At 61.9% G+C, this 24,942-nt stretch carries 14 protein-coding genes and 1 pseudogene; 12 read left to right on the top strand and 3 right to left on the bottom strand.

What is annotated here, in order from left to right; translation table 11 throughout:
- Nucleotides 1-66 precede the first annotated feature (66 nt).
- The 4 genes from MQW79_RS03255 to MQW79_RS03270 are packed head-to-tail and all read left to right on the top strand — an operon-like array spanning nucleotide 67 to nucleotide 12,531.
- A complete protein-coding gene (locus tag MQW79_RS03255) occupies nucleotides 67-7,371 on the top strand; it encodes a peroxidase family protein (protein WP_476586811.1) in 7,305 nt (2,434 codons plus the stop codon).
- A 60-nt stretch (nucleotides 7,372-7,431) separates the two neighbouring features.
- Nucleotides 7,432-9,177: a type I secretion system permease/ATPase gene (locus MQW79_RS03260; protein ID WP_476586813.1), complete on the top strand. Its 1,746-nt coding sequence runs from the start codon at nucleotides 7,432-7,434 to the stop codon at nucleotides 9,175-9,177.
- A 5-nt stretch (nucleotides 9,178-9,182) separates the two neighbouring features.
- Complete coding sequence (locus tag MQW79_RS03265; protein WP_476586814.1) at nucleotides 9,183-11,162, top strand: cadherin-like domain-containing protein; 1,980 nt, start codon at nucleotides 9,183-9,185, stop codon at nucleotides 11,160-11,162.
- Between the two features lie 25 nt (nucleotides 11,163-11,187).
- The gene (locus MQW79_RS03270) at nucleotides 11,188-12,531 is read left to right on the top strand and encodes an HlyD family type I secretion periplasmic adaptor subunit (RefSeq protein WP_476586815.1); all 1,344 of its coding nucleotides are present in this window, start codon (nucleotides 11,188-11,190) and stop codon (nucleotides 12,529-12,531) included.
- Nucleotides 12,532-12,588: 57 nt separating this feature from the next.
- Here MQW79_RS03270 and atzF read toward each other — a convergent pair.
- A pseudogene (gene atzF, locus MQW79_RS03275) lies at nucleotides 12,589-13,965 on the bottom strand (allophanate hydrolase); the annotation flags it as partial.
- A 258-nt stretch (nucleotides 13,966-14,223) separates the two neighbouring features.
- On the opposite strand from atzF, the gene MQW79_RS03280 reads away from it, so the two are divergent.
- The 8 genes from MQW79_RS03280 (at nucleotide 14,224) to MQW79_RS03315 (ending at nucleotide 21,409) form a co-directional block, all read left to right on the top strand.
- The gene (locus MQW79_RS03280) at nucleotides 14,224-15,327 is read left to right on the top strand and encodes a BMP family ABC transporter substrate-binding protein (RefSeq protein ID WP_476586816.1); all 1,104 of its coding nucleotides are present in this window, start codon (nucleotides 14,224-14,226) and stop codon (nucleotides 15,325-15,327) included.
- Between the two features lie 62 nt (nucleotides 15,328-15,389).
- Nucleotides 15,390-16,496, top strand: a complete 1,107-nt coding sequence (locus MQW79_RS03285) for an ABC transporter permease (protein WP_476586817.1) — start codon at nucleotides 15,390-15,392, stop codon at nucleotides 16,494-16,496.
- Nucleotides 16,493-17,413: an ABC transporter permease gene (locus MQW79_RS03290; protein ID WP_476586818.1), complete on the top strand. Its 921-nt coding sequence runs from the start codon at nucleotides 16,493-16,495 to the stop codon at nucleotides 17,411-17,413. The genes MQW79_RS03285 and MQW79_RS03290 overlap by 4 nt, the downstream gene beginning before the upstream one ends.
- Before the next feature lie 41 nt (nucleotides 17,414-17,454).
- The gene (biuH, locus tag MQW79_RS03295) at nucleotides 17,455-18,147 is read left to right on the top strand and encodes a biuret amidohydrolase (protein ID WP_476588176.1); all 693 of its coding nucleotides are present in this window, start codon (nucleotides 17,455-17,457) and stop codon (nucleotides 18,145-18,147) included.
- Nucleotides 18,144-19,682, top strand: coding sequence for an ABC transporter ATP-binding protein (locus tag MQW79_RS03300; RefSeq protein WP_476586820.1), 1,539 nt, complete (start codon nucleotides 18,144-18,146; stop codon nucleotides 19,680-19,682). The genes biuH and MQW79_RS03300 overlap by 4 nt, the downstream gene beginning before the upstream one ends.
- Complete coding sequence (locus MQW79_RS03305) at nucleotides 19,682-20,365, top strand: cysteine hydrolase family protein (RefSeq protein WP_476586822.1); 684 nt, start codon at nucleotides 19,682-19,684, stop codon at nucleotides 20,363-20,365. Before MQW79_RS03300 ends, MQW79_RS03305 begins: the two co-directional genes overlap by 1 nt.
- The gene (hpxZ, locus tag MQW79_RS03310; RefSeq protein WP_476586823.1) at nucleotides 20,362-20,739 is read left to right on the top strand and encodes an oxalurate catabolism protein HpxZ; all 378 of its coding nucleotides are present in this window, start codon (nucleotides 20,362-20,364) and stop codon (nucleotides 20,737-20,739) included. The genes MQW79_RS03305 and hpxZ overlap by 4 nt, the downstream gene beginning before the upstream one ends.
- Nucleotides 20,740-20,758: 19 nt before the next feature.
- A complete protein-coding gene (locus tag MQW79_RS03315; protein ID WP_476586824.1) occupies nucleotides 20,759-21,409 on the top strand; it encodes a GntR family transcriptional regulator in 651 nt (216 codons plus the stop codon).
- A gap of 147 nt (nucleotides 21,410-21,556) precedes the next feature.
- Here MQW79_RS03315 and MQW79_RS03320 read toward each other — a convergent pair whose 3' ends face one another.
- Nucleotides 21,557-22,906, bottom strand: a complete 1,350-nt coding sequence (locus MQW79_RS03320; RefSeq protein ID WP_476586825.1) for an HlyD family type I secretion periplasmic adaptor subunit — start codon at nucleotides 22,904-22,906, stop codon at nucleotides 21,557-21,559.
- Nucleotides 22,907-22,934: 28 nt separating this feature from the next.
- Complete coding sequence (locus MQW79_RS03325) at nucleotides 22,935-24,941, bottom strand: cadherin-like domain-containing protein (RefSeq protein ID WP_476586826.1); 2,007 nt, start codon at nucleotides 24,939-24,941, stop codon at nucleotides 22,935-22,937.
- Nucleotide 24,942: the final 1 nt, after the last annotated feature.

Below are 24,942 nucleotides of genomic sequence, written 5' to 3' on the forward strand. Positions count from 1 at the left end.
ATCCTTCATGCTGATGGCAAGGTGCAACAAGTCCCCATTTGGTCGGGACAGTCAGAGGGCATAATTATGGTCAAGCTGATCAAGGGCGATCTCGAACACATCCTCAAGCAGATCAAGATTGCGGAGGCCCATTCGGCCGGCACGCCACTGAGCGAGCTCGTGTCCAGTCCGCTCGTGCCATACGGCCTGCGGACCGTCGACGGCTCCTTCAACAATTTCCAGCCTGGCATGGAGCGGTTCGGATCTTCGGGCCAGCCCATGCAGCGCCTGATGGACATGAACCTTGGTTCCGCGGGCAGCAATACAAGGGACGGCGCTGCGCCCAACTATAATCTGACGACCGGCAGTGTTTATGACGCGCAGCCGCGATTGATCTCCAATCTGGTTGCCGACCAGACCTTGCATAGCCCGGCTGCGATTGCAGCGGCATTGGCCGTCAATGGCATCACGGGCGCAGAACAGCTGGCCATCGTGCGCAGCATGATGCCGACTATTGATGTGGCGACTGCTGCAGCGGCGTCGGTCACCGCCTCAAAGGCCGCATTGGCGTCCGCGACAACGGCCCTCAACACTGCAAACGCCGCAGAGAACCCGGATCCCGTCGCCATTGCCGCTGCCCAGCAGGCGGTGCAGACGGCCCTGCAGAACCTGGGTGCCGCCAACACCGCCCTGGAAAACGCCGACGCCGCCCTGCGCGCATTGGCGGAGACGCATGGCCTCGAGATGGACGGCAACAACGTCTTCATCAAGAACATTGCGGCTGACCTTGGTGACACCGCCTCATTCAATGGCTTCATGACCATTTTCGGCCAGTTCTTCGACCACGGCCTCGACCTGACCACCAAGGGCGGCTCGGGCACGGTCTATGTGCCGCTGCAGCCTGATGACCCGCTCTATATCCCAGGCTCGCCGACGAACTTCATGGTGCTGACGCGCGCCACCAACCAGCCTGGCGCCGACGGGGTGCTGGGGACTGCAGACGATATTCGCGAGCACATCAACGAAACTACGCCCTGGATCGACCTCAACCAGGTTTATACGTCCAATGCTTCCCACCAGGTGTTCCTGCGCGAATACGCCATGGTCGATGGCAAGCCAGTTGCCACTGGCCGCATGCTCGAAAGCGCCACTGGTGGACCGCCGACCTGGAAGGACATCAAGGTCCAGGCCGAAACCAAGCTCGGCATCAAGTTGGATGACATGAACGTCCATGCCGTTCCCGCTGTCCTGACCGACCTCTATGGCGAATTCATCCGCGACGAAAACGGCATGCCGCAGCTGGTTGGTCCCAACGGAGTGCTCTTCTCCGGCACTCCCGGCGCCACGGTCAACGCCATGGAAGCCGTTTCCGCCGGTCGCGCCTTCCTCAATGATATCGCGCACACCGCGGTACCCGGCGAGTACATCGTCAGTCGTGGCCAGACCACGGTTTACGGTCTGCGTACACCGGATGCTGATGGCGACACCGGCAATGCCCAGGCAGCGCCAAACATGTTTGGCGGCGTATCGACCTATGACAACGAACTGCTCGACCGCCACTTCATCGTCGGTGATGGCCGCGGCAACGAAAATATCGCCCTGACGGCCACCCACGCCATCTTCCACGGCGAGCATAACCTGCGCATCGACCAGATCCGCCAGACACTGATCGCGGACGGCGACCTGGCATTCCTCAACGAGTGGTTGAGCACGGACATCACCGCGCAGCAGCTCGCCACCTACCGTGCGGGTCTCGAAACGGCTTCCGACAAGGCCGCTTACATTGATGGGCTCAATCTGGGTTGGGACGGCGAGCGCCTGTTCCAGGCCGCACGCTTCTCGACCGAAATGGTCTATCAGCACCTGGTCTTCGAAGAATTTGTCCGCGCCGTCGCGCCGCAGATCGACCCGTTCGTGTTCTCAAACTCCGTCGAAATCGACCCGCTGATTTTTGAAGAGTTTGCTCAGGTCGTCTACCGCTTCGGTCACTCGATGCTCAATGAATCGGTTGAGCTGCTCAACTTTGCCAATGGCGCGGTGACGGCCACCGAGCAGAAACTGTTCGACGCCTTCCTCAACCCGGTGATGTTCGATGCGCAGGGCACCGACGCGCACACCGCGGCGGGCGCAATTCTGCGCGGCATGACGCGCCAGGCCGGCAACGAAATCGACGAGTTCACCACCGACGCGCTGCGCAACAATCTCGTGGGCCTGCCACTCGATCTGGCAACGCTCAATATCACCCGCGCTCGCGAAACCGGCGTGCCCTCTTTGAATGCCGCCCGCCGGCAGATCTACGAGCAGACCAACGACACCTATCTCAAGCCATATGAGAGCTGGGCCGATTTCGCGCAGGCGATCAAGAACCCGCTTTCGATCGTAAACTTCATCGCTGCCTACGGTACGCATGCCAACATTGTTGCTGCGGTTACCGCAGAGCAAAAGCGCGACGCGGCCTGGGATCTTGTCTTCGGCAAGTCCGACGAGACCGTTGAACAGAAGAACGATCGCCTCGACTTCCTGAACGCAACCGGCAGCTATGCCAACGCCCTTCTCGGCGGGCTCGAAAAGGTCGACTTCTGGATTGGCGGCCTGGCCGAAAAGCTGATGGCGTTCGGCGGCATGCTGGGCTCGACCTTCACCTACGTCTTCGAACTGCAGATCGAACGTCTCCAGAACGGGGACCGCTTCTACTACCTCAGCCGCACGCAGGGCATGAACCTGCTCACGGAGCTCGAAAGCGACAGTTTCGCCGACGTCATCCGTCGCAATACCAACACCGAAGATGTGGGACTGCACATTAACGGCGCCGCCTTCCAGACTGCGGACTACATCATCGAGATGGACCAGTCGCGTCAGTACAATGCCGGACTCGGCAATGCCGATCCCACCCGCGAGCCGGACGTCATCTCGGCCGTCACCGGCACGGATTCCCTCGTGATCCGCGGTACCAACTATCTGCGCTTCACCGGCGGTGAACACGTGGTTCTGGGCGGCACGAACAACAGTGAAACCATCATTGGTGGTGAAGGCGACGACACCATCTGGGGAGAAGGCGGTAGTGACCGCATCGAAGGCGGGTTCGGCGTAGATCACATTCACGGTGGCGACGGCGACGACATCATCACCGATAGCGGCACCGATGTCGGCGAGGCCGACGTTATCAAGGGTGAAGCCGGAGATGACGTCATCAATGGCGGCATGGGCCTCGACCTGATCTTCGGCGGCGAAGGCAATGACGTCCTGTCCGGCGGATCGGAAGACAAGAGCATCTTCGGCGGTCGTGGTGACGACTTCATCCGCGCTGCGTCCGGCGGTGGTGGTGTCGTCTATGGCAATGAAGGCAACGACTGGATGGAAGGCCAGGGTAATATGAACACCCTGTCCGGCGACAATTCCGAATTGTTCTTCAACTCCCGCGTTATCGGCCACGACATCATGCTGTCCGGCGAGAACGACACCGACTTCGACGGCGAGTCCGGCGATGACGTCATGATCCAAGGGATCGGCATCAACCGCAGCAATGGTATGGCCGGTTTCGACTGGGTGGCGTTCAAGGGCAATAACTACGCCGCCGACGCCGACATGAATGTCAGTATCTTCGTCAACCAGCAGAACAATATCCTGCGCGATCGCTACGACCTGGTCGAAGGCCTGTCCGGCTGGAATTACGACGACAAGCTTACCGGCCGCGAAGTCGTGCTGGGCGCCTACGACGTCAACGGCAATGCCGCCCAGATCGATGCCGATGCGCCGATCGAGAGCTTCTCCAACGTATTGCTGGAGAAGAACCTTCACCTGATCGATGGTCTGGCTGAACTGGTCGACCATCTCGAGCGGTTCGACGTCTGGAATCCCCACAATCTGCGGGAAGTCCCCGGCGAAGACGAAGACGAGGTCACTTTCGAGGTGATTGATCCCACGAAGGAAAAGCTCGTCGGGGTGATGAACACCGCCGATGGTTCGGACATTCTGCTTGGCGGCGGCGGATCGGACACCATCCGTGGCATGGCCGGCAACGACATTATCGACGGCGACAAGTGGCTCAATGTCTATATCGAGATCACCGATGCGTCCGGGGTCGTCATCGGCCGCGCCGACGGGCTGACCAAGCCTATCGTCAACAATGGTGTGGTGCAGTTCAACGGGGCGACACTTGAGTCGCTGCTGTTCTCGCGCACCATCACGCCTGGCCAGCTCGAAGCGAAGCGCGAGATCGTCGACGGCGGCCAGGAAGATGACGTCGACACGGCGGTCTATTGGGACGTCCGCGAGAACTACGAAGTCATCTTCAATGCAGACGGTAGCGTCACAGTCAGCCATATCGACGAGACGGTCGGCGCGATCGATCCGGCCACCGGCAAAAACCTCCAGAACGAAGGCGTCGACCGCCTGTTCAATATCGAGCTGCTGAAATTCGCCGACCAGGTGATGGACCTGCGCAATACCGCGCCGACCGTCGCACTGGACGGTTTCAACACAGTCACCCGCACGTTTGCCGACAGCTTCGATGTGCGGAGCGCCACCAACAACGATGGCTCCCACAGCTTCGCCGCAGGCTGGACGGAAGCTGGTGACGGCGCCAACTCGGTCACTGCCGGCAATGTGCAGATTGACCAGGATAACAGCAACCAGCTGCGGTTTAACGTCAATGCCGCCAACGGCGCTACGCTGACCCGGGCACTGGACCTGTCTGGAGTGACATCCGCGTCCGTCACCTTCAATGTCTCGGACAACAACATCTCCACCGGCTTCCTCAGCGGGGACGATGAGCGACTGCATTTTGAATACGCCGCCGATGGCGTGAATTTCGTCACTGTGGCCAGCTTCAATGGTGACAATGGCGGCAACCAAACACTGACCCTGCCGGTCGGAACCGGTTTCACAGCCAACGGCGCCATTCGCTTCCGTCTGGAAGGCACGCTCGACAACGATCTTTTCGGTTTGCTGCCCGAGCGTTTCACCGTCGACAATCTGGTGATCACCGCCAACGGGACGCAGGTTCTCAATCCGCCCAACGTCAATATCGCCTCGACCTTCACAGAAGGTCAGGCCGCCATCTCGATCGGGTCTGAGCCTCTGGTCACCGACGACAAGGATACGATCGCCTCTGCCCGGGTGGTCCTGACCAATGCCTCGGCCGGCGACGTCCTGGCATTCGGCACCCTTCCCGCCGGGATCACCGGTCTCGTTACCGCCGAGAACGGCACAATCACTGTGGCGCTTACCGGCGCGGCAACCGGCGCGGCCTACCAGGCTGCCATCCAGGCCATCACGTTCCGCAACACGTCCGACAATCCTTCGGCCGCACCGCGCATCATCGAGGTAACGGTCAGCGACGGCCTGCTCGAAAGCACGCCGGCTACCCATACGGTGACCATAACGCCTGTACAGGATCCAACCACCGCATCGGCCGACAGCATCATCACCAATATTGCCCGTGGCACGCAGATCGTGTTGCCGGAATGGGCGCTGCTGGCCAACGACGTCGATCCGGACAGCACCCTTGCAGTCACTGCGGTGTCCGGTGCCAATGGTCTCACCGGTCTTGCACGGGCCAATGGTAACGTCACGTTCACGGATCCAACCACCCAGACCGCCGGCGGTTCATTCACCTATACCGCGACCGGCAGCAACAACAGCAACGCAACAGCGACGTTGAGCTACGACACGAACGGCACCCTCAACGGAACCGGCGCAGGCAACATCCTCGTCGATAACAACAACGCCAATACGATCAATGGCGGCGGCGGCAACGACGTGATCCTCGCCAACGGCGGCAACGACACGATTGATCAGACCAGCACCGAAGGCCGCGATATCATCGATGGCGGCGCCGGCACCGACACCTATCGCCTGACCGGGGTCAACGGTGCCGAAACCTTCCGCATCTACGCCGTCACCGGCGGCCAGAACGCCCTGCTTGCCGCCACCCTGGCGACAACCTTCCGTGCGACGACGGAAATTGTCGTCACGCGGACCGTCAACGGCGTCGAATCGGTGATCGCTGAACTCGACAATGTCGAGGAAATCATCATCAACACGCTCAATGTCAGCGCCGATGATGGCGGTGGCCTCAATCAGGGCAATACGGCTGGCGACACCGTCCAGGTGCTGGGCGACTTCACCGGTACCAGCCTCAACTTCTCGACCATTACGGTCGAGGGAAGTGCCGGCGACGACATCGTCGATATCTCGGCGCTCTCCTCCGCACACCGTATTGTCTTCCGCTCCAACGGTGGCAACGACACGATCGTGGGGACACTGCGCCCGCAGGACGTCATCGAGCTGCCCACGGACAGTGATCCCAACGCCTACGAGCGGACCTTTGATGAAGAAACCGGGCAGTCGACGCTGTCCAACGGCAACGGTCACTCGATCAGCTATGCCGGCGATTTCGACGCCATCATCGGCGAACATGACGATTACGATGATGACAACGAGGACGATGACGAAGACGAAGATCACGACGACGATGTCGACGGCGATGAAGATGATGACACTGAAGGCCCCGCGCCTGCTGGCAACGGCAATCCGATCGCCGGAACGGGCCTGGGCGACGTGCTTATCGGCACATCGGGCGACGACCTGATCTTCGGCATGGGCGGCGTGGACTATGTCGTCGCCGGTGCCGGGCGCGATACGATCCGGCTCGATGAAGGCAACGACTTTGCCGATGCGGGTGCCGGGCGTGACATCGTTTGGGGTGGTGAAGGCGACGACGACATCCTGGGTGGCGATGACGACGACATGCTCTACGGCGAAGCCGGCAACGACTGGCTCTCGGGCGATGCTGGCAATGACCTCATCGATGGTGGTGCCGGCGATGATGAGCTGTTCGGGGGCTCCGGTAACGACTCCTTCATCGGCCGGGCCAACGATGGCAACGACCTGATAGACGGCGGTGCGGGTACGGACAAACTCGACATCGGGTCGATCACCTCGGATGTCGAGGTCAACCTCGGAACCGGCATCGGTGGACGCGGCTACGTTGCCGGCAGCCAGACCGGTAACGACACGCTCTACGGCATCGAGAATGTCACCACCGGCTCGGGCAACGACACCATCATTGCCAGCAATGCCGTCAACATCATGGATGGCGGAGCGGGAGAAGACGTCTTTGTTTTCCGCAGCGCTGCCGCCGCCGACGGGGACACCATTCTCAACTTCGAAGCCGGCGACAAGGTTGACTTGTCGGGCATGCTTGCGGGCAACAGTGCGTTCACGCTGGTGAACGGGGCGCCCTCAGCCGGCCAGATCGCCGTAACCCACGAAGTCCGCGAAGACGGCGAATACACGGTGGTAACGGGCAATACCGATGGAGGCCAGCCCGACTTCCGGATTTCGATTTCCGGAAACCACAATCTGAACTCGTCGGATTTCAATCTATAGGCACTAGCCCGACCGGCTAGCGCCGGTCGGGCCCTTTTCTTGGGAACGAGGGACACCAAAATGGCCAAGCCTGCTTCCGCAAAGGCACTCGCAGAACAGCGCAGTGACGACCTGCTCAAGCGTGAATTCAAGGGCATCGGCGTCTTCCTGTTCTGGATTTCGGGAATCATCAATGTGCTGGCCCTGACCGGCTCGTTCTACATGCTGCAGATCTATGATCGCGCCTTGACCAGTGGGTCCATCCCGACGCTCATCGCGCTGTCGGTGCTTGCTGTTGGGCTCTATCTGTTCCAGGGCGCATTCGACATCATCCGCTCCCAGCTGCTCGTCCGGATCGGGGCGAGGATCGATCGCATCCTCTCGCCCATCGCTCATCGAGTCAGCGTCGACATGCCCCGCTTTGGCTTTTCGACCGGTGAGGCTCTTGAGCGTGGCCGCGACGTGGATACGCTGCGCAATTTCATGGGCAGCCAGGGGCCGGTTGCGCTCTTCGACCTGCCGTGGGTGCCCCTCTATATTCTGTTCGTCTACTTCCTTCACCCCGTCCTGGGAGCGGTGACACTCGGTGGCGCGGTCGTCCTGGCGCTGCTCACCGTCTGGACGGAACTCAAATCCCGCAAACTGGCTACCGCTGCACACCAGGCCAACATCGCCCGCGGGGCCATTGCCGATTCAAACGCGCGCAATTCCGATATCATCAAGGCCATGGGCATCTCGGAACGGGCGGTACAACGATATAGCCGCGCCAATACCGAGCATCTCGTGCTGCAGACCAAAGTGACCGATGTCACCGGGACATTTGCGGCCATCTCGCGCGTGCTGCGCATGTTGCTGCAGTCTGCTCTTCTGGGCCTGGGCGCCTACTTCACGATCAAGGGCCAGATGTCGGCAGGCGCGATCATCGCAGTGTCCGTCGCCTCTGCGCGTGCCCTCGCCCCCATCGATATGGCCATTGGCAACTGGAAGGGCATGGTAACCGCTCGACAGGCCTTCCGCCGGCTGCGCGAAACCATGGTCGCGCTGGCCGACCTCCCGGCACCGATCGACCTGCCCGCCCCTTCCAAATCCTTGCGGGTGGAAAAGATCACGGTGGCGGCCCCCGCCACCGGACAGGTCTTGCTCTCCGAGGTCGCGTTCGAGGTAAAGGCGGGCCAGGCGCTCGCCATCATTGGACCCAGCGGCGGCGGCAAGACGACCCTGGTTCGCGCCATGACCGGCATCTGGCCAACGCTGCGTGGCTCGGTCAGGCTCGATAATGCTGACCTGCCGCAGTGGAAGGAAGACGTGCTTGGCCACTATATCGGCTATCTGCCCCAGGAAGTGGCGCTGATGGACGGCAGCATCGTCGAGAACATTTCCCGCTTCTCGCCGAAACGGGACGGCAAGGGCGTCGTGGCCGCCGCCATAGCGGCCGGCATCCATGAAATGATTGTGCGTCTCCCTGACGGTTATGACACGCAGATGGGGCCGAACGGAACGGCACTTTCCGCCGGTCAGCGCCAGCGCATCGGGCTCGCGCGCGCACTCTACAATGACCCATTCGTGGTGGTGCTGGACGAACCCAACGCTTTCCTCGACGCCGAGGGTGAGCAGGCGCTCAATCGGGCCATATCTGCCATCCGGGCCCGTGGCGGGATCGCCGTTGTCGTGGCCCATCGACCCAGCGTTCTTGAGCATGTGGACCTGGTGGCCGTGGTCCAGAACGGAAAGCTGTCGGCATTCGGTCCGAAGGCGCAGATCCTCGGCATGCCGGCCGCTGCCGAGCAGGCGCCGGCCATGCGCAGCACACTGCGCGCTGCGGAGTGATGACGATGCTGATCGACGTCAAATCCACGCAGAAGCAGGATGCCGAAAAAGTCGGCGGCAAGCGCTACGAATTTTCCACGGCGGAGCGGCTGTCGCGGCTCCCAGCGATTTTCGCCATGGTCGTCGTGGGCATCGCCGTCTACCTGCGATCGATGACCGCGACGGCAGCGCGTCAGAGCGAGGAACCGGAAGAACGGCCCACAAAGGACCAGCCGGCCGCGGCGCCGCGAGACAAACGGGTCGCCGAGCTGGACGACCTGGCGGTCGCTGGCGTGGACCAGGGTGAAACCGGAAGCATCGCGGAAGACGATCCACCGCAAAACACCATTGGCCGCGGCAATCCCTGGCCCGCAGCCTTTCAGCCTCCGGACTTCCCGCAGTTCCACTTTGTCGCGCCGACCTTCCTCGCCCCGTCGGTCCCGGTCCTCCGCCCGGCAGCGGTCTTTCATCCGCCGGTGAACGACAATGTCTTCGGTTTGCCCTACGCACCGGCATTTCCGCTGGTGCAGGAACCGCCTCCCCTCGACAGCTCGGATCATAGCGAAGACGATAAGGACGACAACGACGACGATGACACTGTAAACCCCTCCAATCGGGCGCCCGTCGCGATGGGGCCGGTTCGTCTCAACGACGTCTTTGCCGGCCAAATGGTGCTGATTGGCCTTGTGCATTTGCTGCGTGGCGCTTCCGATCCCGATGGGGACGAGCTGGCCGTATACAACATCAGGGTCAGTGGCGCAGATCTGGTGAACACGCAGAACGGCTGGGCGCTGCAGACCGAACACGGCATGATGGGACCCGTCAGGATTGCCTATCGCATAACCGACGGCTGGGCCTGGATCGATCAGACGGCCGAACTCGACATAGTCCGCATGCAGCATCTGGGCACTTCAGGCGACGACCTGATGGTCGGGTCACCCTACGACGACGATATCGATGCACGGGACGGCAATGACATCGTCGACGCCATGGATGGCAACGATCACGTCGAAGGCGGCGCCGGCGACGATCATATCAATGGTGGTGCCGGCGATGACGTGCTGGTCGGCGGCGAGGGCGACGACATAATCTTTGCGGGAGCCGGTAACGACGTCGTCTTTGGCGGCAATGGACATGACCGATTGTTCGGCGAGGCGGGGAACGACACCCTCTTCGGCGACGCCGGCGATGACTATATCGACGGCGGCATCGGCGACGACCATCTCCATGGCGGGCACGGCCACGATACATTGATCGGCGACCGGGGCGACGATCGCCTTTTCGGCGGTGCGGGCGCGGACCATCTGGACGGCGGCATGGGTGATGACCTGCTGGACGGCGGCGAGGGTGCTGACACACTCATTGGCGGATCCGGCAATGACGTGCTGATCGATGGAGATGGCGACGACACTGTGTCTGGGGGAGACGGCGACGATACCTTGATCGCCAGCACCGGAGACGACGTTCTCGATGGCGGCCAGGGTCACGATATCTTTGACGCCTCGGCGACCGGCGATGACATCGTGGTCGATCTCGTCGGCGGCACCGTTTACGGGGCCAGCATTGGCACCGACACGATATCGGGGATTGAGGAATTCAAGGGGGGATCTGGGGACGATCTCTTTGTGGTGGGCGGCAGGGCCAGCGTGCTGTCGGGTGGTCGGGGACGGGACACATTCGTGTTCGAGGTCACCGACCACGATCCGACGCTCAGCGAAGACGTGGTGCACAAGATCCTCGATTTCGTCGTGGGCGATCGCGTCCGCGTCCGGGAATACGATCTCGGCCGAGACAACAAGCGGGCCGAAAAGGATCTGTTCGAAGCCATCTATGGCGACGACGACGATGACTGGCTGAACTCCGACATTCCCCTGCAAGTGCGGCACGAGCGCATCGATGACATGGACTGGACTGTCATCCTGGCCGACATCGATGGCGACCACAGCGCCGACATCGCCATCAACATCCAGGGCGTTCTGCTGACCGCTCCCGAACATCTGGCATGATTTTGTATCGAGTTAAGGACACGCCATGACGACGATCGACGCGACTTCGCTTTTCTCACAGCAGGATAGCGCCAGGCCCGACAAGGGGGGTGATCCGGCTCGCTTCTCCATGCGAGGGCGGGTTATCTGGGCAACCGCTTTTGCCATTGCCCTGCTGGGCGGAATTGGGGGATGGGCCGCAACGGCGCGCCTCTCAGGTGCGGTCATCGCGCAGGGCACCGTGCAGGTCGACGAAGACCTCAAGGTGGTCCAGCATGTCGACGGAGGGGTCGTGCGCGAAATCGCCGTTCGGGTTGGTGACCGCGTCACTGCCGGGCAAGTTCTGCTGAGGCTCGATGCTACGCAGGTTGCTGCAGATTACGCCATTCTCGACGGGCAAATCGTTGAGCAACAGGCACGTCGGCTTCGGCTCCTTGCTGAGCGCGACGGCCTGACCACGATGCAGGTGCCAGCCGATTTCGATGCCCGCCTGCAACCAGCCCAGGTCGCCATCGACGAAGAAAAGCAGCTCTTCCAGAGCAATCTGAATTCCCGCACCTCTCAGCTGGAACAGATGCATTTACAGATTGGCCAGCTTGAGCAGGAGGTTGTGGGCCTGAACGCCCAGCGCAACGCTTATCAAAGTCAGCTTGAGCTGGCCGCGACCGACCGCGAGCGACTGCGCGCACTCGCGTCGGAACAGCTCGTGGAGGCCACGCGGCTCAGCGCTGCAGAAGCCGATGCGGCGCGCTTGGATGGCCAAGTCGGCGAGATTACTGCCTCGATCGCCCGCGCTGAATCCCGCATCAGCGAATTGCGCGTGCGCATCCTGAGTATGGATAGTGAGCGCCGCACTGAAGCGCAGCGCGAACTCCGCGCAGTCGATGCCGCGCTTGCCGAATTGCGGGAGCATCACCGGGCGGCACAGGCCCGTCTGGCTCGGGTCGACATCGTGTCCCCCGTATCAGGCGTCGTGAACGAGCTCAACGTATCCACGCTGGGTGGCGTGATCTCACCCGCCGAGCGGCTCCTCACCATTGTGCCAGACGATGCGGACCTGACGATTGAATTCCGGGTGTCGGTGACGGATATCGACCAGGTCACTGTGGGCAAGGAAGCGACCCTGCGCTTTTCCGCATTCAACCAGCGCGTCACGCCCGAGGTCCAGGGCATCGTCACACGCGTCGCTTCCGCCGCTCAAATCGATCAGGCGACTGGGCAAGGTTACTACACCGCCGATGTAGAATTGCTCGACAGCGCAATCGAACCCACCGAACTCATTCCCGGCATGCCTGTAGAAGTTTTCGTTCAAACCGAGGAACAGCTTGCCATCGCCTATTTCATGAAGCCCTTCACCGACCAGGTCTCCAGAGCGTTCCGCGAAGAGTGAGTTATGCGCCGACTACCACGAGGCTTTTGCGATCGCCCGTGGCGGGGACTAAGACGGGGGGATGTCCTGATCCAGCCTGCGCCCCATGCCTCGGCCAAGTTTTCGATGCAGCGCTCCTGCCAAAGGGGCCAGCGCATCATCGCTGAATGCGGGGCCAACCAGGGTCACGCCCGCGGGCAAATGCCATTCAGCGTCAAACCCCGCCGGCACTGCTATAGCGGCCAGATCGAACAGATTGACGAAATTGGTGTAGCGCCCGAGGTGGCTATTGCGGGCGATCGGTTCAGCCTTCATATCGGCGACCGTATAGGTCGTCGGCGCCGTGGGCAGCAGCAGCACATCGGCTTTCGCCCAGGCCTGCTCGGCCTCTCGCTTGAGGCCCGCCAACCGGTAGCGGCCTTTGAAGGCGTCCACGGCCGTCTGGTTGAAAGCCCCTTCGACAATTGTCCTGACCGTAGGGTCCATTTCGTCGGCATGCTGGGCGTGGAAATCCTCAATTGCAGCGAGGCGTTCGGCCACCCACGGCCCGCCATAGAGCAGCTCTGCCGCTGCACGGAAGGGCGCATAGTCGAACTCGACAATAGCGGCGCCGAGCGATCGGGCGGCCGCGATGGCGCGGTCATAGGCGAGTTCGACAGCTAGATTGCCGTAGAATTCGCGCTCGGAGCCAGACAACACCCCAATGCGCAAGCTGCCCGGAAGAAGAGCAGGAACCGCCGGCCTGGAATAGGCATCCTGCGGATCGAACCCCTCCGCAACCCTTCGGATGGCCACACCATCTGCCACACTGCCAGCGAAAATACTGACGGCGTCGACGGTACGACACGCAGGCACGACTCCCGATGTCGAAAGCAGACCCAAAGACGGCTTTATGCCAACAATATTATTGAATGCAGCCGGCACTCTGCCTGAGCCCGCAGTATCGGTCCCCAAGGCGAAGCTGCAGAGACCTGCGGCAACGGCGACGGCTGAACCGGAGCTCGAACCTCCGGAAATGTAGTCTGAATCGAAAACCGAGCGCGGTGCCCCATAGGGCGATCGGGTGCCATTGAGACCCGTTGCAAACTGATCGAGGTTTGTCTTGCCAATCACCAGGGCGCCTGCCGCTTTCAGACGCGCGACCACGTGTGCATCTTGCTCAGGCCGATAGGCAAAGGCGGGGCAAGCCGCCGTCGTGGGCAGTCCGGCGACGTCGATATTGTCCTTGACCGCGAATGGCACGCCCCAAAGCGGCAGCGCATTGTGATCGGGATGACTGGCCATCAGCGACCGAGCGGCGTCGCGCAGGTGGTCCGCACTTACCCGGGTGATGAAGACGGCCTTGTCCGGATACTCGTCACATGCAGCCAAGACCGTTTCGACCATTTCCAGCGGAGAGCCGCCCGATGCATAGAATTGGCGGAGGGCGGACAGGTCCGGCAGAAAGAGGGTCATGAGCGAATTCCATCTCGTCGATGCGTGGAAGATTGGCATCCGACCAAACTGTATGCAACCTTCAAAATTAGCACACAAAAGAGGCACTGATGCGGTCAATGTATGCAATCAGGCGGTCCCGAAGCTAATCTTCCAGCGTCCGCACGGACGCTAACCGGCTGATAGAACTCGGTTACTGACCCCAGATGGCGGTTGGCATGAGGTTTGCAACATCTTCTCTAGCCACCCGATATCGGGATGGATCGAGGGAGTTCACCAATGTTGCCATTCAACCTGTCCCGTCGTTCCTTACTCAAGGCCGGTGCCGCGGGGATTGCCGCCGCTGCCCTACCGGTCGGCTGGGCGCGAGCACAGTCTCCCCTCACAATCGGCACCGTCTATGTCGGCCCGCGAGATGACTTCGGCTGGAACCAGGCGCATTCAGTCGCCATGGAAATTCTCAAGCAGCTACCGGGCGTCACGGTGATCGAAGAGGAAAACGTGCCCGAGACCGACGCCGTCAGCCAATCGATGGAATCAATGATCAATCTCGATGGCGCCAATCTGATCCTGGCGACATCCTTCGGCTATTACAGCCCCTTCGTGGTTGAACTGGCCAAGAAGTACCCCGATGTCGAGTTCCGCCACGCCGCTCCGCTCTGGACCGATGCCGATCCGGCCAATGCAGGCTCCTATTTCTGCTATCTCAACCAGGCCCACTACGTAGACGGTGTTGCCGCCGGGGCCGCTTCGCCCACTGGCAAGCTCGGATTCGTCGCCGCCAAGCCGATCCCCTCGGTCCTGAGCAACATCAACTCGTTCCTGCTCGGCGCTCGCAGGACCAATCCCAATGCCACTGTGCAAGTGATTTTCACCGGTGAATGGTCCATGCCGGTGCGCGAAGCAGAGGCCACCAATGCTCTGGTGGACGCTGGCTGCGACATCATCACCTGCCATGTGGACGGCCCGAAGGTCGTTGTGGAAACGGCCGAAAGCCGTGGCGTCAAGACCTGCGGTCACAATGCCAGCCAGGCCCCGCTGGCACCTAATGGCTTCATCACCGGCGCCGAATACAAGTGGTCGACCATCTATTCGATGTATGCAGACCTGCTCGCAAAAGGCGAGCCGCTGCCCAACTTCGTGGCTGGCGGCTACCACAATGACATGATCCAGAACACGCCCTACGGCGCCGGCGCCACGCCCGAAGCCATTGCAGCTGCCGACGCCGCTATTGCCGACCTCAAGGCGTCCAAGCCCATCTATGTCGGGCCCCTCAAGGACAATGCCGGCAATGTCGTCATAGAGGGCGAAATGGACAATTACGATCCTGTCCTGGACGGCATGGGCTACCTCCTCGAAGGCGTCGTCGGTTCGATTACTTGATTCCGCACGATCCCTCTCCCGCAAAGGGAGAGGGGAACCCCAGTGAAATCAAGGAGGCCTGAATGACAGTTGCGAGCCCCTCAGTGCCACTTCACCGCGCCCCGAGTGTGCGCACCCTAAAACTTGCCGAAGCTATCTTCGTGCCAGTTCTTGCGCTTGTTGCCTCAGCGCTGATCTTCTCGATCTTCCTGCTCATCATTGGCAAATCCCCGCTGGATTTCTTTCCCCTGATCTGGACTGGCGGCCTCGGCTCACCCTTCTCGCTCCAGCAGTCGCTACAGCGCGCCGCGCCACTAATACTGACCGGCCTCGCCTTCGCCATTCCTGCCCGCATAGGCCTGACCATTATCGGTGCTGAAGGCGCCCTGGTGCTGGGCGGCATGAGCGCGGCGGCAATCGCCATTCCGCTGGTTTCTGGCGGCGCGCCGGTCCCCATCACCTGGATCATCATGGCGCTGGCCGCCATGGCTGCATCCGGCTTCTGGATCGGCATGGCTGGCTGGCTGCGCCACTATCGCGGCGTCAATGAAACGATCTCCTCGCTGCTGCTGAGCTACATCGCCATCGCCATCATGAATTTTTTCGTGGAAGGCGCACTGCGTGACCCGGCCTCGGCCAACAAGCCATCCACAATGCCAATTGGCGATGCCTATCGCATTGGCGCCATACCCGGCACGGACGTGCATTGGGGCTTTGCCGCCGGGATTCTCGCGGCTATCGTTCTGTGGGTGCTTATGAGCCGAACCACCTTCGGCTTTGCAGCGCGCATGACCGGGGGCAACGTGCGCGCCGCCCAAGCCCAGGGCCTGCCGGTCGGCTTCCTCATGGTTGCCTGCTGCGTCATTGCCGGAGCCTGCGCCGGGCTTGCGGGCTTCTTCGAAGTCGCCGCCATTCACGGCCAGGCCAATGCTTCCCTGGTGGCCGGCTATGGGTTCACCGGCATTCTTGTCGCCTTCCTCGCACGCCACAATCCTCTGATGGTCATACCCATTGCCATCCTGTTCGGTGCCCTCGCTGCGGCCGGTGGCCTCGTTCAGCGCCGCATGGGAATGCCCGATGCCACTGTCCTGGTGCTCCAGGGCATAATCTTCGTGGTGCTGCTCGCCAGCGACACGCTCTACGGACGACTGAAATTCTTCCAGCCCGATCTGCGTGGAGACCGCACATGAGTGACGCCGGCTTCTGGACCGTTCTCATCGCCATGCTGGGCGGCGCCATCCGAGTCTCCACTCCGTTCATGTTCGTGGCCCTGGGCGAATGCCTCACTGAAAAGTCGGGCCGCATCAATTTGGGGCTTGAGGGCAATCTGGTGCTCGGCGCCATGGTTGCCTACGCGGTCAGCTTCCACACCGGCAATCCGTGGATCGGGGTGATCGCCGCTGGCGGCTCGGGACTCATCCTCGGCGCCATGCACGGATATATCTGCAAGCTGCCACGGGTGAACGACATCGCCGTGGGGATTGCCATCATGAGTTTCGGCACGGGTGTCGCCTTCTTCTTCGGCAAGCCCTATATCCAGCCATCGGCTCCCCGGCTCGATGCCATCCCGCTAGGTGACTGGACCGGCAACCCTGCTTTGGCCCAGGCTCTCCAGGTAAACCCGTTGTTTTTCGTCGGCATAGCGCTTGCCGTCACAATGAGCTGGGCCTTCGCGAATACCCGCTGGGGCCTCATCGTCCGCATGACCGGCGACAGCGCCGCCTCGGCGAAGGCCATGGGCGTTTCGGTCGATCTGGTGCGCTTCCTCGCCACTGCCGCAGGCGGCTTTCTGGCCGGCATCGGCGGAGCTTTCCTCTCGCTCTACTATCCCGGCTCCTGGAACCAGGGCCTGAGCTCCGGTCAGGGCCTGATGGCCGTGGCTTTGGTGATCTTTGCGCGCTGGGACCCGATCCGCTGCATCTGGGCTGCCCTGCTGTTCGGCGCCGCCGGCGCCGTCGGCCCCTCGCTGCAATCGGTTGGCATTTCCCAGGGCTACTACTTCTTCAATGCCGCCCCCTACATCCTCACGCTCGTCATCATGATCGCCGCGGCCCGCTCCAGGGGAGCCGCGCGCGAGGTGCCGGGCGAACTTTCCATCACGAAATGAGGTTGACCATGAGCTTGATCGACGAACGCATAGACGCCGCCATGGTCACCGGTGGTTCCACAATCGCCAGCGCCGATCCCTATCCCTGGCCGTTTGACGGCAATTGGGGCCCGCACAACACTGCCCTCGTGGTGATCGACATGCAGGTCGATTTCTGTGCCCCTGGCGGTTACGTCGACACCATGGGCTACGATATCAGCCTGACGCGGGCGCCTATCGAGCCGATCCAGCGGGTCCTCACAGCCATGCGCGCCAAGGGCTACACCATCATCCACACCCGTGAAGGCCATAAGCCGGACCTTTCGGACCTGCCAGCCAACAAGTGGTGGCGCAGCCAGCGCATCGGCGCCGGCATCGGCGACCAGGGCCCCTGCGGCCGTATCCTCGTGCGCGGTGAGCCGGGCTGGGAAATCATCCCCGAATTGCAGCCCCTGCCCGGCGAACAGATCATCGACAAACCAGGCAAGGGCACCTTCATCGCCACCGATTTCGAAATGGTGCTGCGCTTGAAGAACATCCGCAACATCATCTTTTCCGGCGTCACCACCGATGTCTGCGTCCACACCACTATGCGAGACGCCAATGACCGCGGGTATGAGTGCCTGCTGCTCGAAGATTGCTGCGCCGCCACCAAGCAGAGCAATCACGACGCGGCCGTCGACATGATCAAGATGCAAGGCGGCGTCTTCGGCGCCGTCTCCAATTCGACCGCGCTGATCGAGGCCTTGCCATGAACGCTCTCGCTCCCGTCACTGCTGCCGGTCGCGCACCCTCGCTGCAAGCCATCGGGATGACCAAGGTTTTTGGTCCGCTGGTCGCCCTTGATGATGTCAGCATCAATGTCCCGGCAGGTTCCTTTCATGCCCTGCTGGGCGAAAACGGGGCCGGCAAGTCAACCCTGGTCAAGTCCATCATGGGCTTCTACTCGGCCGACAAAGGCCAGGTTCTGCTCGATGGCAAGGAAGTCTCCATCCGCTCACCGCGTGACGCCCGGGCCAATGGCATCGGCATGGTCTATCAACATTTCACCCTTGTCCCCTGCCTCACGGCCGCCGAAAATCTTGTCATTTCCCGCGCCGACACGCCCTCGGTCATCGACTGGCGCAGGGAGAAGAAGTCTCTTGCTCAGTTCATGGAAACCATGCCCTTCCAAGTGCCGCTGGATGCCCAGGTTTCGGCGCTGTCGGCCGGTGAAAAGCAAAAGCTGGAAATCCTGAAGCTCCTCTACCTCGACCAGCGCTTCATGATCCTCGACGAACCCACTTCGGTGCTGACGCCCGGCGAGGCCGACGAGGTGCTTGGCCTCCTTGGCGACATGGCCAGCCGCAAGGAAATCACCGTCCTGATGATCTCGCACAAGTTCCGGGAGGTGAAAGCCTTTTGCGATGGCTTCACGGTTCTGCGGCGCGGCAAGTTCACCGGCTCGGGTGACGCCCAGACCGCGAGCGTGGCCGAAATGAGCCAGATGATGATTGGCGACACCGAAATCCGCGAACGCGCCGAGCGCCGTCAACACAACGAGAGAAAGGAAATCCTCGAACTCGCCGGCCTGTTCGCCGACGATGCCGAGGGCGGCAATGCCATTGAGGCGGTCAATCTGAAAGTCCATGCCGGCGAAATCGTCGGCATTGCTGGAGTTTCAGGCAATGGCCAGTCGGCCCTGGTTGAGGCCCTTGCGGGACAACGCGCCCTCAGCGACGGCGCCATCCGCATTCGTGGCCAGAACTTTTTTCCCAAACGCGGTGATTTCGACCGTTACAAGGTCTTTGGCCTGCCCGAAGAGCCGCTCAAGAACGCCACCGTGCCGCGCATGAGCGTCGCCGAAAACATCGCCTTCCGCTCCTTCGACAAGCCACCGGTTGCCAAATTCGGTTGGTGGATGTCGCCCGGGCCGCTGCGGGTCAAAGCCGAGGAGCTAATCGCCCGCTATCGCGTCAAGACGACTTCGCCGGACGCCCCGATCGAAACCCTCTCGGGCGGCAATGTGCAGCGCGCCGTTCTCGCCCGTGAACTCTCGGGCGACGTCGATGTGCTGATCGTCGCCAATCCGTGCTTTGGCCTCGACTTCGCGTCCGTGTCGGAAATCCGCAGCCAGATCATGGAGCAGCGCAATCGCGGGGCCGCGGTACTGCTTGTGTCCGAAGACCTTGACGAAATCCTCGAACTGGCCGACCGCGTGGCGGTGATGAGCGGTGGCACCATTACTTATGTCAGCAAGGTCGAGGACACCGACCGCAACACTATCGGTCAGCACATGGCAGGGCATTGATGACCACCATCTCCATCCCTGCCCGCCCCTACCCTTATGCCCTTGACCCTGATCACACGGCGCTGGTGGTCATCGACATGCAACGTGACTTCATCGAGCGCGGTGGCTTCGGAGACTCTCTGGGCAATGACGTAGAGCGTCTCGAGGCGATCATCCCCAGCACGGCGGCGCTGATCTCGCTGTTTCGCGCCCAGGCCTGGCCCATCATACACACCCGAGAGGCGCACCAGCCCGATCTTTCCGATTGCCCCCCGGCCAAGCGCAATCGCGGCAAACCGGGTCTGCGCATCGGCGACGTGGGCGCCATGGGTCGCATCCTGATTGCCGGCGAGCCCGGTAACCAGATCGTCGATGCCTTGGCCCCTGAGGATGGGGAGATTGTCATCGACAAGCCGGGCAAAGGCATGTTCTACGCCACTGGAATCCAGGAGCGCCTGGAGGCACTGGGAATTACCCACCTGGTCTTTTCCGGCGTCACCACCGAAGTCTGCGTCCAGACCTCGATGCGTGAGGCAAATGACCGGGGCTATCAATGCCTGCTCATTGAGGACGCCACTGAAAGCTACTTCCCACAGTTCAAGGATGCGGCCATCGAGATGATCGTGGCACAAGGCGGCATTGTGGGGTGGGCAACACCGCTCGCCAGCCTCAGGCAGTCCGTGATGGCGGAATCACCAGCATGATCTTCAACGATCCCGCCGTGTTGGCAGAGGTGCGGTCTGCCTTTGACACCTACGAGACCGCGCTATTGGCCAATGACGTCGCCATGCTGGATGCTTTCTTCCTTCATCGGCTGGACGTTGTCCGTTACGGCGTCAGCGAAGTCCAATATGGCATCGACGAAGTCCGCGCTTTCCGCGCGGCTCAAGCCCCATTTGAGCGTGATCTCGACAAAACAGTGATCACCGCTTTTGGTGCAGATGTTGCCGTGGCCTCCACCATGTTTCATCTGAGCGACTTCCCCGACGCGGTTGGGCGCCAGCAACAAACCTGGGTGCGGACCGCGGACGGTTGGAAGATCGGCGCCGCCCATGTCAGCATGATGCCCAGGCCCTGAGGCAGAGAAGAGTCCCCGCGTGTATCAGCGTCCCCCCCGCACTTCCGCCGAGCAGATCCGGCAGACCCTTGCGGCCCGCATCATCAACGGCGAGCTGGCGCCGGGCACACCGCTCGACGAACAAGGGCTTGCTGCAGAATTCTCCGTTTCACGCACACCAATCCGCGAGGCGCTTCGTCTCTTGCGCGCCAGCGGATTGGTAGCACAGCGCCCCCACTCCAGTGCGGTCGTTGCTCAACCAGACGATGCAACCCTGGCTGGCATGTTCGAAGTCATGGCCTATCTCGAGGCGCTTTGCGCGGGTCTTTCGGCTGTGGCCATGACTGTGGGGGAACGCCAGGCCTTGAGCACCCACCACACAAGCATGGCTGCCATAGTGCGTGAGGGTGACGCGCAACATTACGTTGAGGCCAACGAAACCTTTCATTCCATGATCTATTCCGGCGCGCACAATAGCTATCTCATGGAACTGACAAGCGCCACGCGCCAGCGCTTGCAGCCTTTCCGCCGCGCTCAATTCAGCTCATTGGGTCGTCTCGGCCGCTCGCACGAAGAGCACTCCAATGTCGTGGCGGCTATCTTGTGTGGTGATCGTGCCGGTGCGGAGCTAACGATGCGCTCCCATATCACGACGGTAGAACATTCCTATCGACGGCTTGCGGATGGATAAACGCTACAGGTCGTTTTTGCCACGAAACCGCTCTCGGCATAGATCGAATGCTGCTGTCCAGCCAGCCCGACTTCCTGTCCACCGAACTGGCAGCAGCTCACGCCGACGGTCATCTCCTTCGCCGCCAGTTCTGGACTTGATCGCGTTTCAGTCTTCGCGGAAAGCCCTTGAGACCTGGTCTGTGAAGGGTTTCATGAAGTATGCGATGGCCGATTGCTCCTCGGTCTGGACGAAGACTTCAACCGGCATGCCGGGAACAAGCTGGGTGACGTCGATGGCCTCATCGGTGACCTCGACCACGGCGTTGTAATAGCTCTGGCCAGTGGCGGGGTCCACCTGGGCGGCGGCCGCGACGCGGGTGACCTGGCCTTCGGCTTCGGGGGTGACACGCTGGTTGAAAGCCGAGAAGCGCAAGGTCGCCTGCTTGCCCAGGGTCACCTGGTCGATATCGGTGACCGCGACGCGGAACTCGATGGTAAGGTCGGCATCATCAGGAACGATGGTGAGCAGCCGCTCGGCCGGAGAGATGACGCCGCCCAGCGTGTTCACGTTGAGCTCGTTGACCACGCCCGAGGCGGGCGCCAGGATTTCGACGCGGGCCAGGCGCGCGGTGGCGGCGTTCAGCCGTTCGCGCAGCTCGGCCAATTGCGCATCGACGGTGCGCAACTCGCGCTGCGCCACGGTGCGGCGGTCGCTGTCCATGCCCATGATGCGCACCTGCAGCTCGCTGATGCGGGACTTCGCCCGGGCAATGGCGGCGCCGACCTCGCCCATCTGGCCCTCAAGGCGGGCGGTATCGCGTTCGGCTGCTGTGAGGCGAGAGACTTCTACAAGTTGATCGCCGGCCAGCTCATCAAGGCGCTGGCGTTCAACGCTGGCGAGTTCGAACTCGCTGGCCGTCGCGGCCTGCTGGGCCTCGAGCCCCACAATTTCCTGCTGCAGCTGGCCCAGTTGCAGTTCCATCTGTTCGATCTGGGTGGTGCGGAAGGCGAGGTTGCTGTCGAACAGCTGGGCCTCTTCATCCACGGCGACCTGGCCGGACTGGTTCCCTTCGACAAAGCTGGCCGGCACATCGAGGCCGGTGCTGTTGTCGCGCTCGGCCACGAGGCGGAAGCGCCGCGCTTCCAGTTCGATCACCTGCCCCGACAGGATGGCGTGTTCGGCCTCGGCCTGGGAGGCATCGAGGCGCAGGAGCACTTGACCGGCCTGCACCCGTTCGCCGACGCGCACAGCGATTTCGCGCACCACGCCGCCATCCACATGCTGGACCACCTTGAGGTCCTCGTCGAGCATGACTGTGCCCTGCCCGATGACCGCACCCGACAGCTTGGCCGTGACGGCCCAGCCGCCAATACCGGCGAGCAAGATAACAGCGAAGACGAGGCCCCAGATCACCCGCCCCCGCATGGAAAAGCCTGCCGGATCGGCTCCCTGGCGAGCGGCGCGGTCAGGCGATGATGATGGCCCGAACAGGCCGGCGGCATCGATCATGGTCATTCTGGAAGTCCCCTCAACGCATTACAGTTCAAGCAAGATTGTCCGGCGGCAGCAGCATCACGCCCTGAATGTTGACCGCCAGGTCATAGATATTGTCACCGTCGAGATCGGCGACGATGATGGTCCAGTTCTCGTCATCGATGAGTTCGTGCGAGACCTGCAGGGGCACGTCGGAGCTCAGCCAGTCATCGCTGTCATCGCCATAGATGGCCTCGAACATGTCCCGTTCGACTTCGCGGGCCTCCCGATCCAGGTCGTAGTTCCGCATCCGCACCCGATCTCCGACGACGAAGTCGAGGATCTTGTGCACGACGTGATCGCTGAGCGCGGGATTGACATCGGTGACCTCGAAGACAAACGTGTCCTTGCCCCGGCCACCCGAAAGCACCGTGGCCTTGCCGCCGACCACGATCATGTCGTCGCCGGCGCCGCCGATGATTTCTTCGATATTGGCAAGTCCGTCCGTGCCCGTCTCGGCGCCATAGCTGGTGCCGCCCACCAGGTCGACAACCATGTCCACCTGCACGCCAGACAGGTCGAACGTGTCAAAACCGTCGCCACCATCCATCATATCGTCGCCGGCGTCCGCCACCAGTGTATCGTCGCCATCGCCACCAAGAACGGTGTCATTGCCGGCGCCGTCGACAAGGACGTCATCGCCGGCGCCACCATCGAGCGTATCATCGCCCGCGCCCGCTTCGAGCAGATCATTGCCGTCGCCGCCTTCGAGAATATCGTCGCCCGCGCCACCGATCAGCCTGTCGTCGCCGGCCCCGCCGTAAAGGGCGTCGCGGCCATCTCCGCCATCAAGGTGGTCATTGCCAGCGCCGCCCTCAATATGGTCGTCGCCCGCCTCGCCCAGGACCGTATCGTTCCCGGCATCGCCAAACAGACGGTCGTTGCCGGCCCCTCCGCGGATCAGGTCATTGCCATTGCCACCGAAGATCACATCATTGCCAGCATTGCCCAGGAGCACGTCGTCTCCATCGCCGCCATTGATGTGGTCATTGCCCAATCCGCCCGACACATGGTCATTGCCATCGAGGGCATCGACAATATCGTGGCCGCCACGGGCATCGATATCGTCGTCATAGGCCGAGCCGATGATGAGATCATCACCATCGCCCAGCGCCATTACCTTGCGCACGATCTCGAACATGGCTTCCTGGCCGACCCACGCCTGGCCGTCTGTAATCCGGTAGGTCACGACGACCGGACCGATCATGCCCGGACGGGTCTGGAGCAGCCAGCCCTCGGCCGTGGCCACCAGTTCGGCACCCGTGACCACCACATTCTTGACCTGCAACGTGTCGCCATCCGGATCGGAGGCACCGCGCAGCAGATGAACCAGTGCGATCAGCACCACCTGGCCTGCGAAGACATCATTGAGGCGCACCGGACCGACAACCACAGGGGCCCGATTGCTGGTTTCGGGCCCGCCGTCATCATCTTCGTCATCATCGCCTCCGTCATCATCACCTCCGTCCGGCACTGATCCAACCGGCTCCGCGGGGTCGGGCAAGTCCTGGGCTGGAAAATTGGCGGGGATGGAGACGGATCGTCCGCCAAAATTGTCATTGCCGGGGAAGTCCATGAGCGCGGCAGGCAGGAAGGGGCGCATGGCCGGAACATAAAAGCTCGGCTCTGCAAAATAGAGCTGCGCGAAGTCTGGTACCACGAAGGGGCCGGGCCAGGGATTGCCCGGCTCGATTCCAAGGCTCTGCCGGCCGCCACCCTCACCGATACTGCCGGTTGTGATCTCATCGGTCGCTGATGGCACCAGGTCGTCGATCTGGGCCACGGCCTGATCCCGGGGCGCATCCTCTGCGCCGTTATCTTCGCCGCTCCGGCCAGCATTCTCCGGTACGCCGGCCTGGACCGGGCCTAGCGAGCGGATATAGGCAGCAATACCCAGGACCAGGAGGGCAAAGTAGGCCGGCAGGCGCGTCAGTCGCTCGGCAAGATTGAATTCGAAACGCTTGGCCCCTTTGGCTTCAACATCCGCGTTCTGGCTGGATTTGACCTCGATCAGCATC

The sequence above is a fragment of the Devosia sp. Micro-HW1 genome (genome assembly GCF_056341075.1).

Coding starts and splice junctions, on each gene's coding strand:
- MQW79_RS03255 (WP_476586811.1), top strand. CDS start 67: ATGGTCAAGCTGATCAAGGGCGATCTCGAACACATCCTCAAGCAGATC.
- MQW79_RS03260 (WP_476586813.1), top strand. CDS start 7,432: ATGGCCAAGCCTGCTTCCGCAAAGGCACTCGCAGAACAGCGCAGTGAC.
- MQW79_RS03265 (WP_476586814.1), top strand. CDS start 9,183: ATGCTGATCGACGTCAAATCCACGCAGAAGCAGGATGCCGAAAAAGTC.
- MQW79_RS03270 (WP_476586815.1), top strand. CDS start 11,188: ATGACGACGATCGACGCGACTTCGCTTTTCTCACAGCAGGATAGCGCC.
- MQW79_RS03280 (WP_476586816.1), top strand. CDS start 14,224: ATGTTGCCATTCAACCTGTCCCGTCGTTCCTTACTCAAGGCCGGTGCC.
- MQW79_RS03285 (WP_476586817.1), top strand. CDS start 15,390: ATGACAGTTGCGAGCCCCTCAGTGCCACTTCACCGCGCCCCGAGTGTG.
- MQW79_RS03290 (WP_476586818.1), top strand. CDS start 16,493: ATGAGTGACGCCGGCTTCTGGACCGTTCTCATCGCCATGCTGGGCGGC.
- biuH (WP_476588176.1), top strand. CDS start 17,455: ATGGTCACCGGTGGTTCCACAATCGCCAGCGCCGATCCCTATCCCTGG.
- MQW79_RS03300 (WP_476586820.1), top strand. CDS start 18,144: ATGAACGCTCTCGCTCCCGTCACTGCTGCCGGTCGCGCACCCTCGCTG.
- MQW79_RS03305 (WP_476586822.1), top strand. CDS start 19,682: ATGACCACCATCTCCATCCCTGCCCGCCCCTACCCTTATGCCCTTGAC.
- hpxZ (WP_476586823.1), top strand. CDS start 20,362: ATGATCTTCAACGATCCCGCCGTGTTGGCAGAGGTGCGGTCTGCCTTT.
- MQW79_RS03320 (WP_476586825.1), bottom strand. CDS start 22,906: ATGACCATGATCGATGCCGCCGGCCTGTTCGGGCCATCATCATCGCCT.
- MQW79_RS03325 (WP_476586826.1), bottom strand. CDS start 24,941: ATGCTGATCGAGGTCAAATCCAGCCAGAACGCGGATGTTGAAGCCAAA.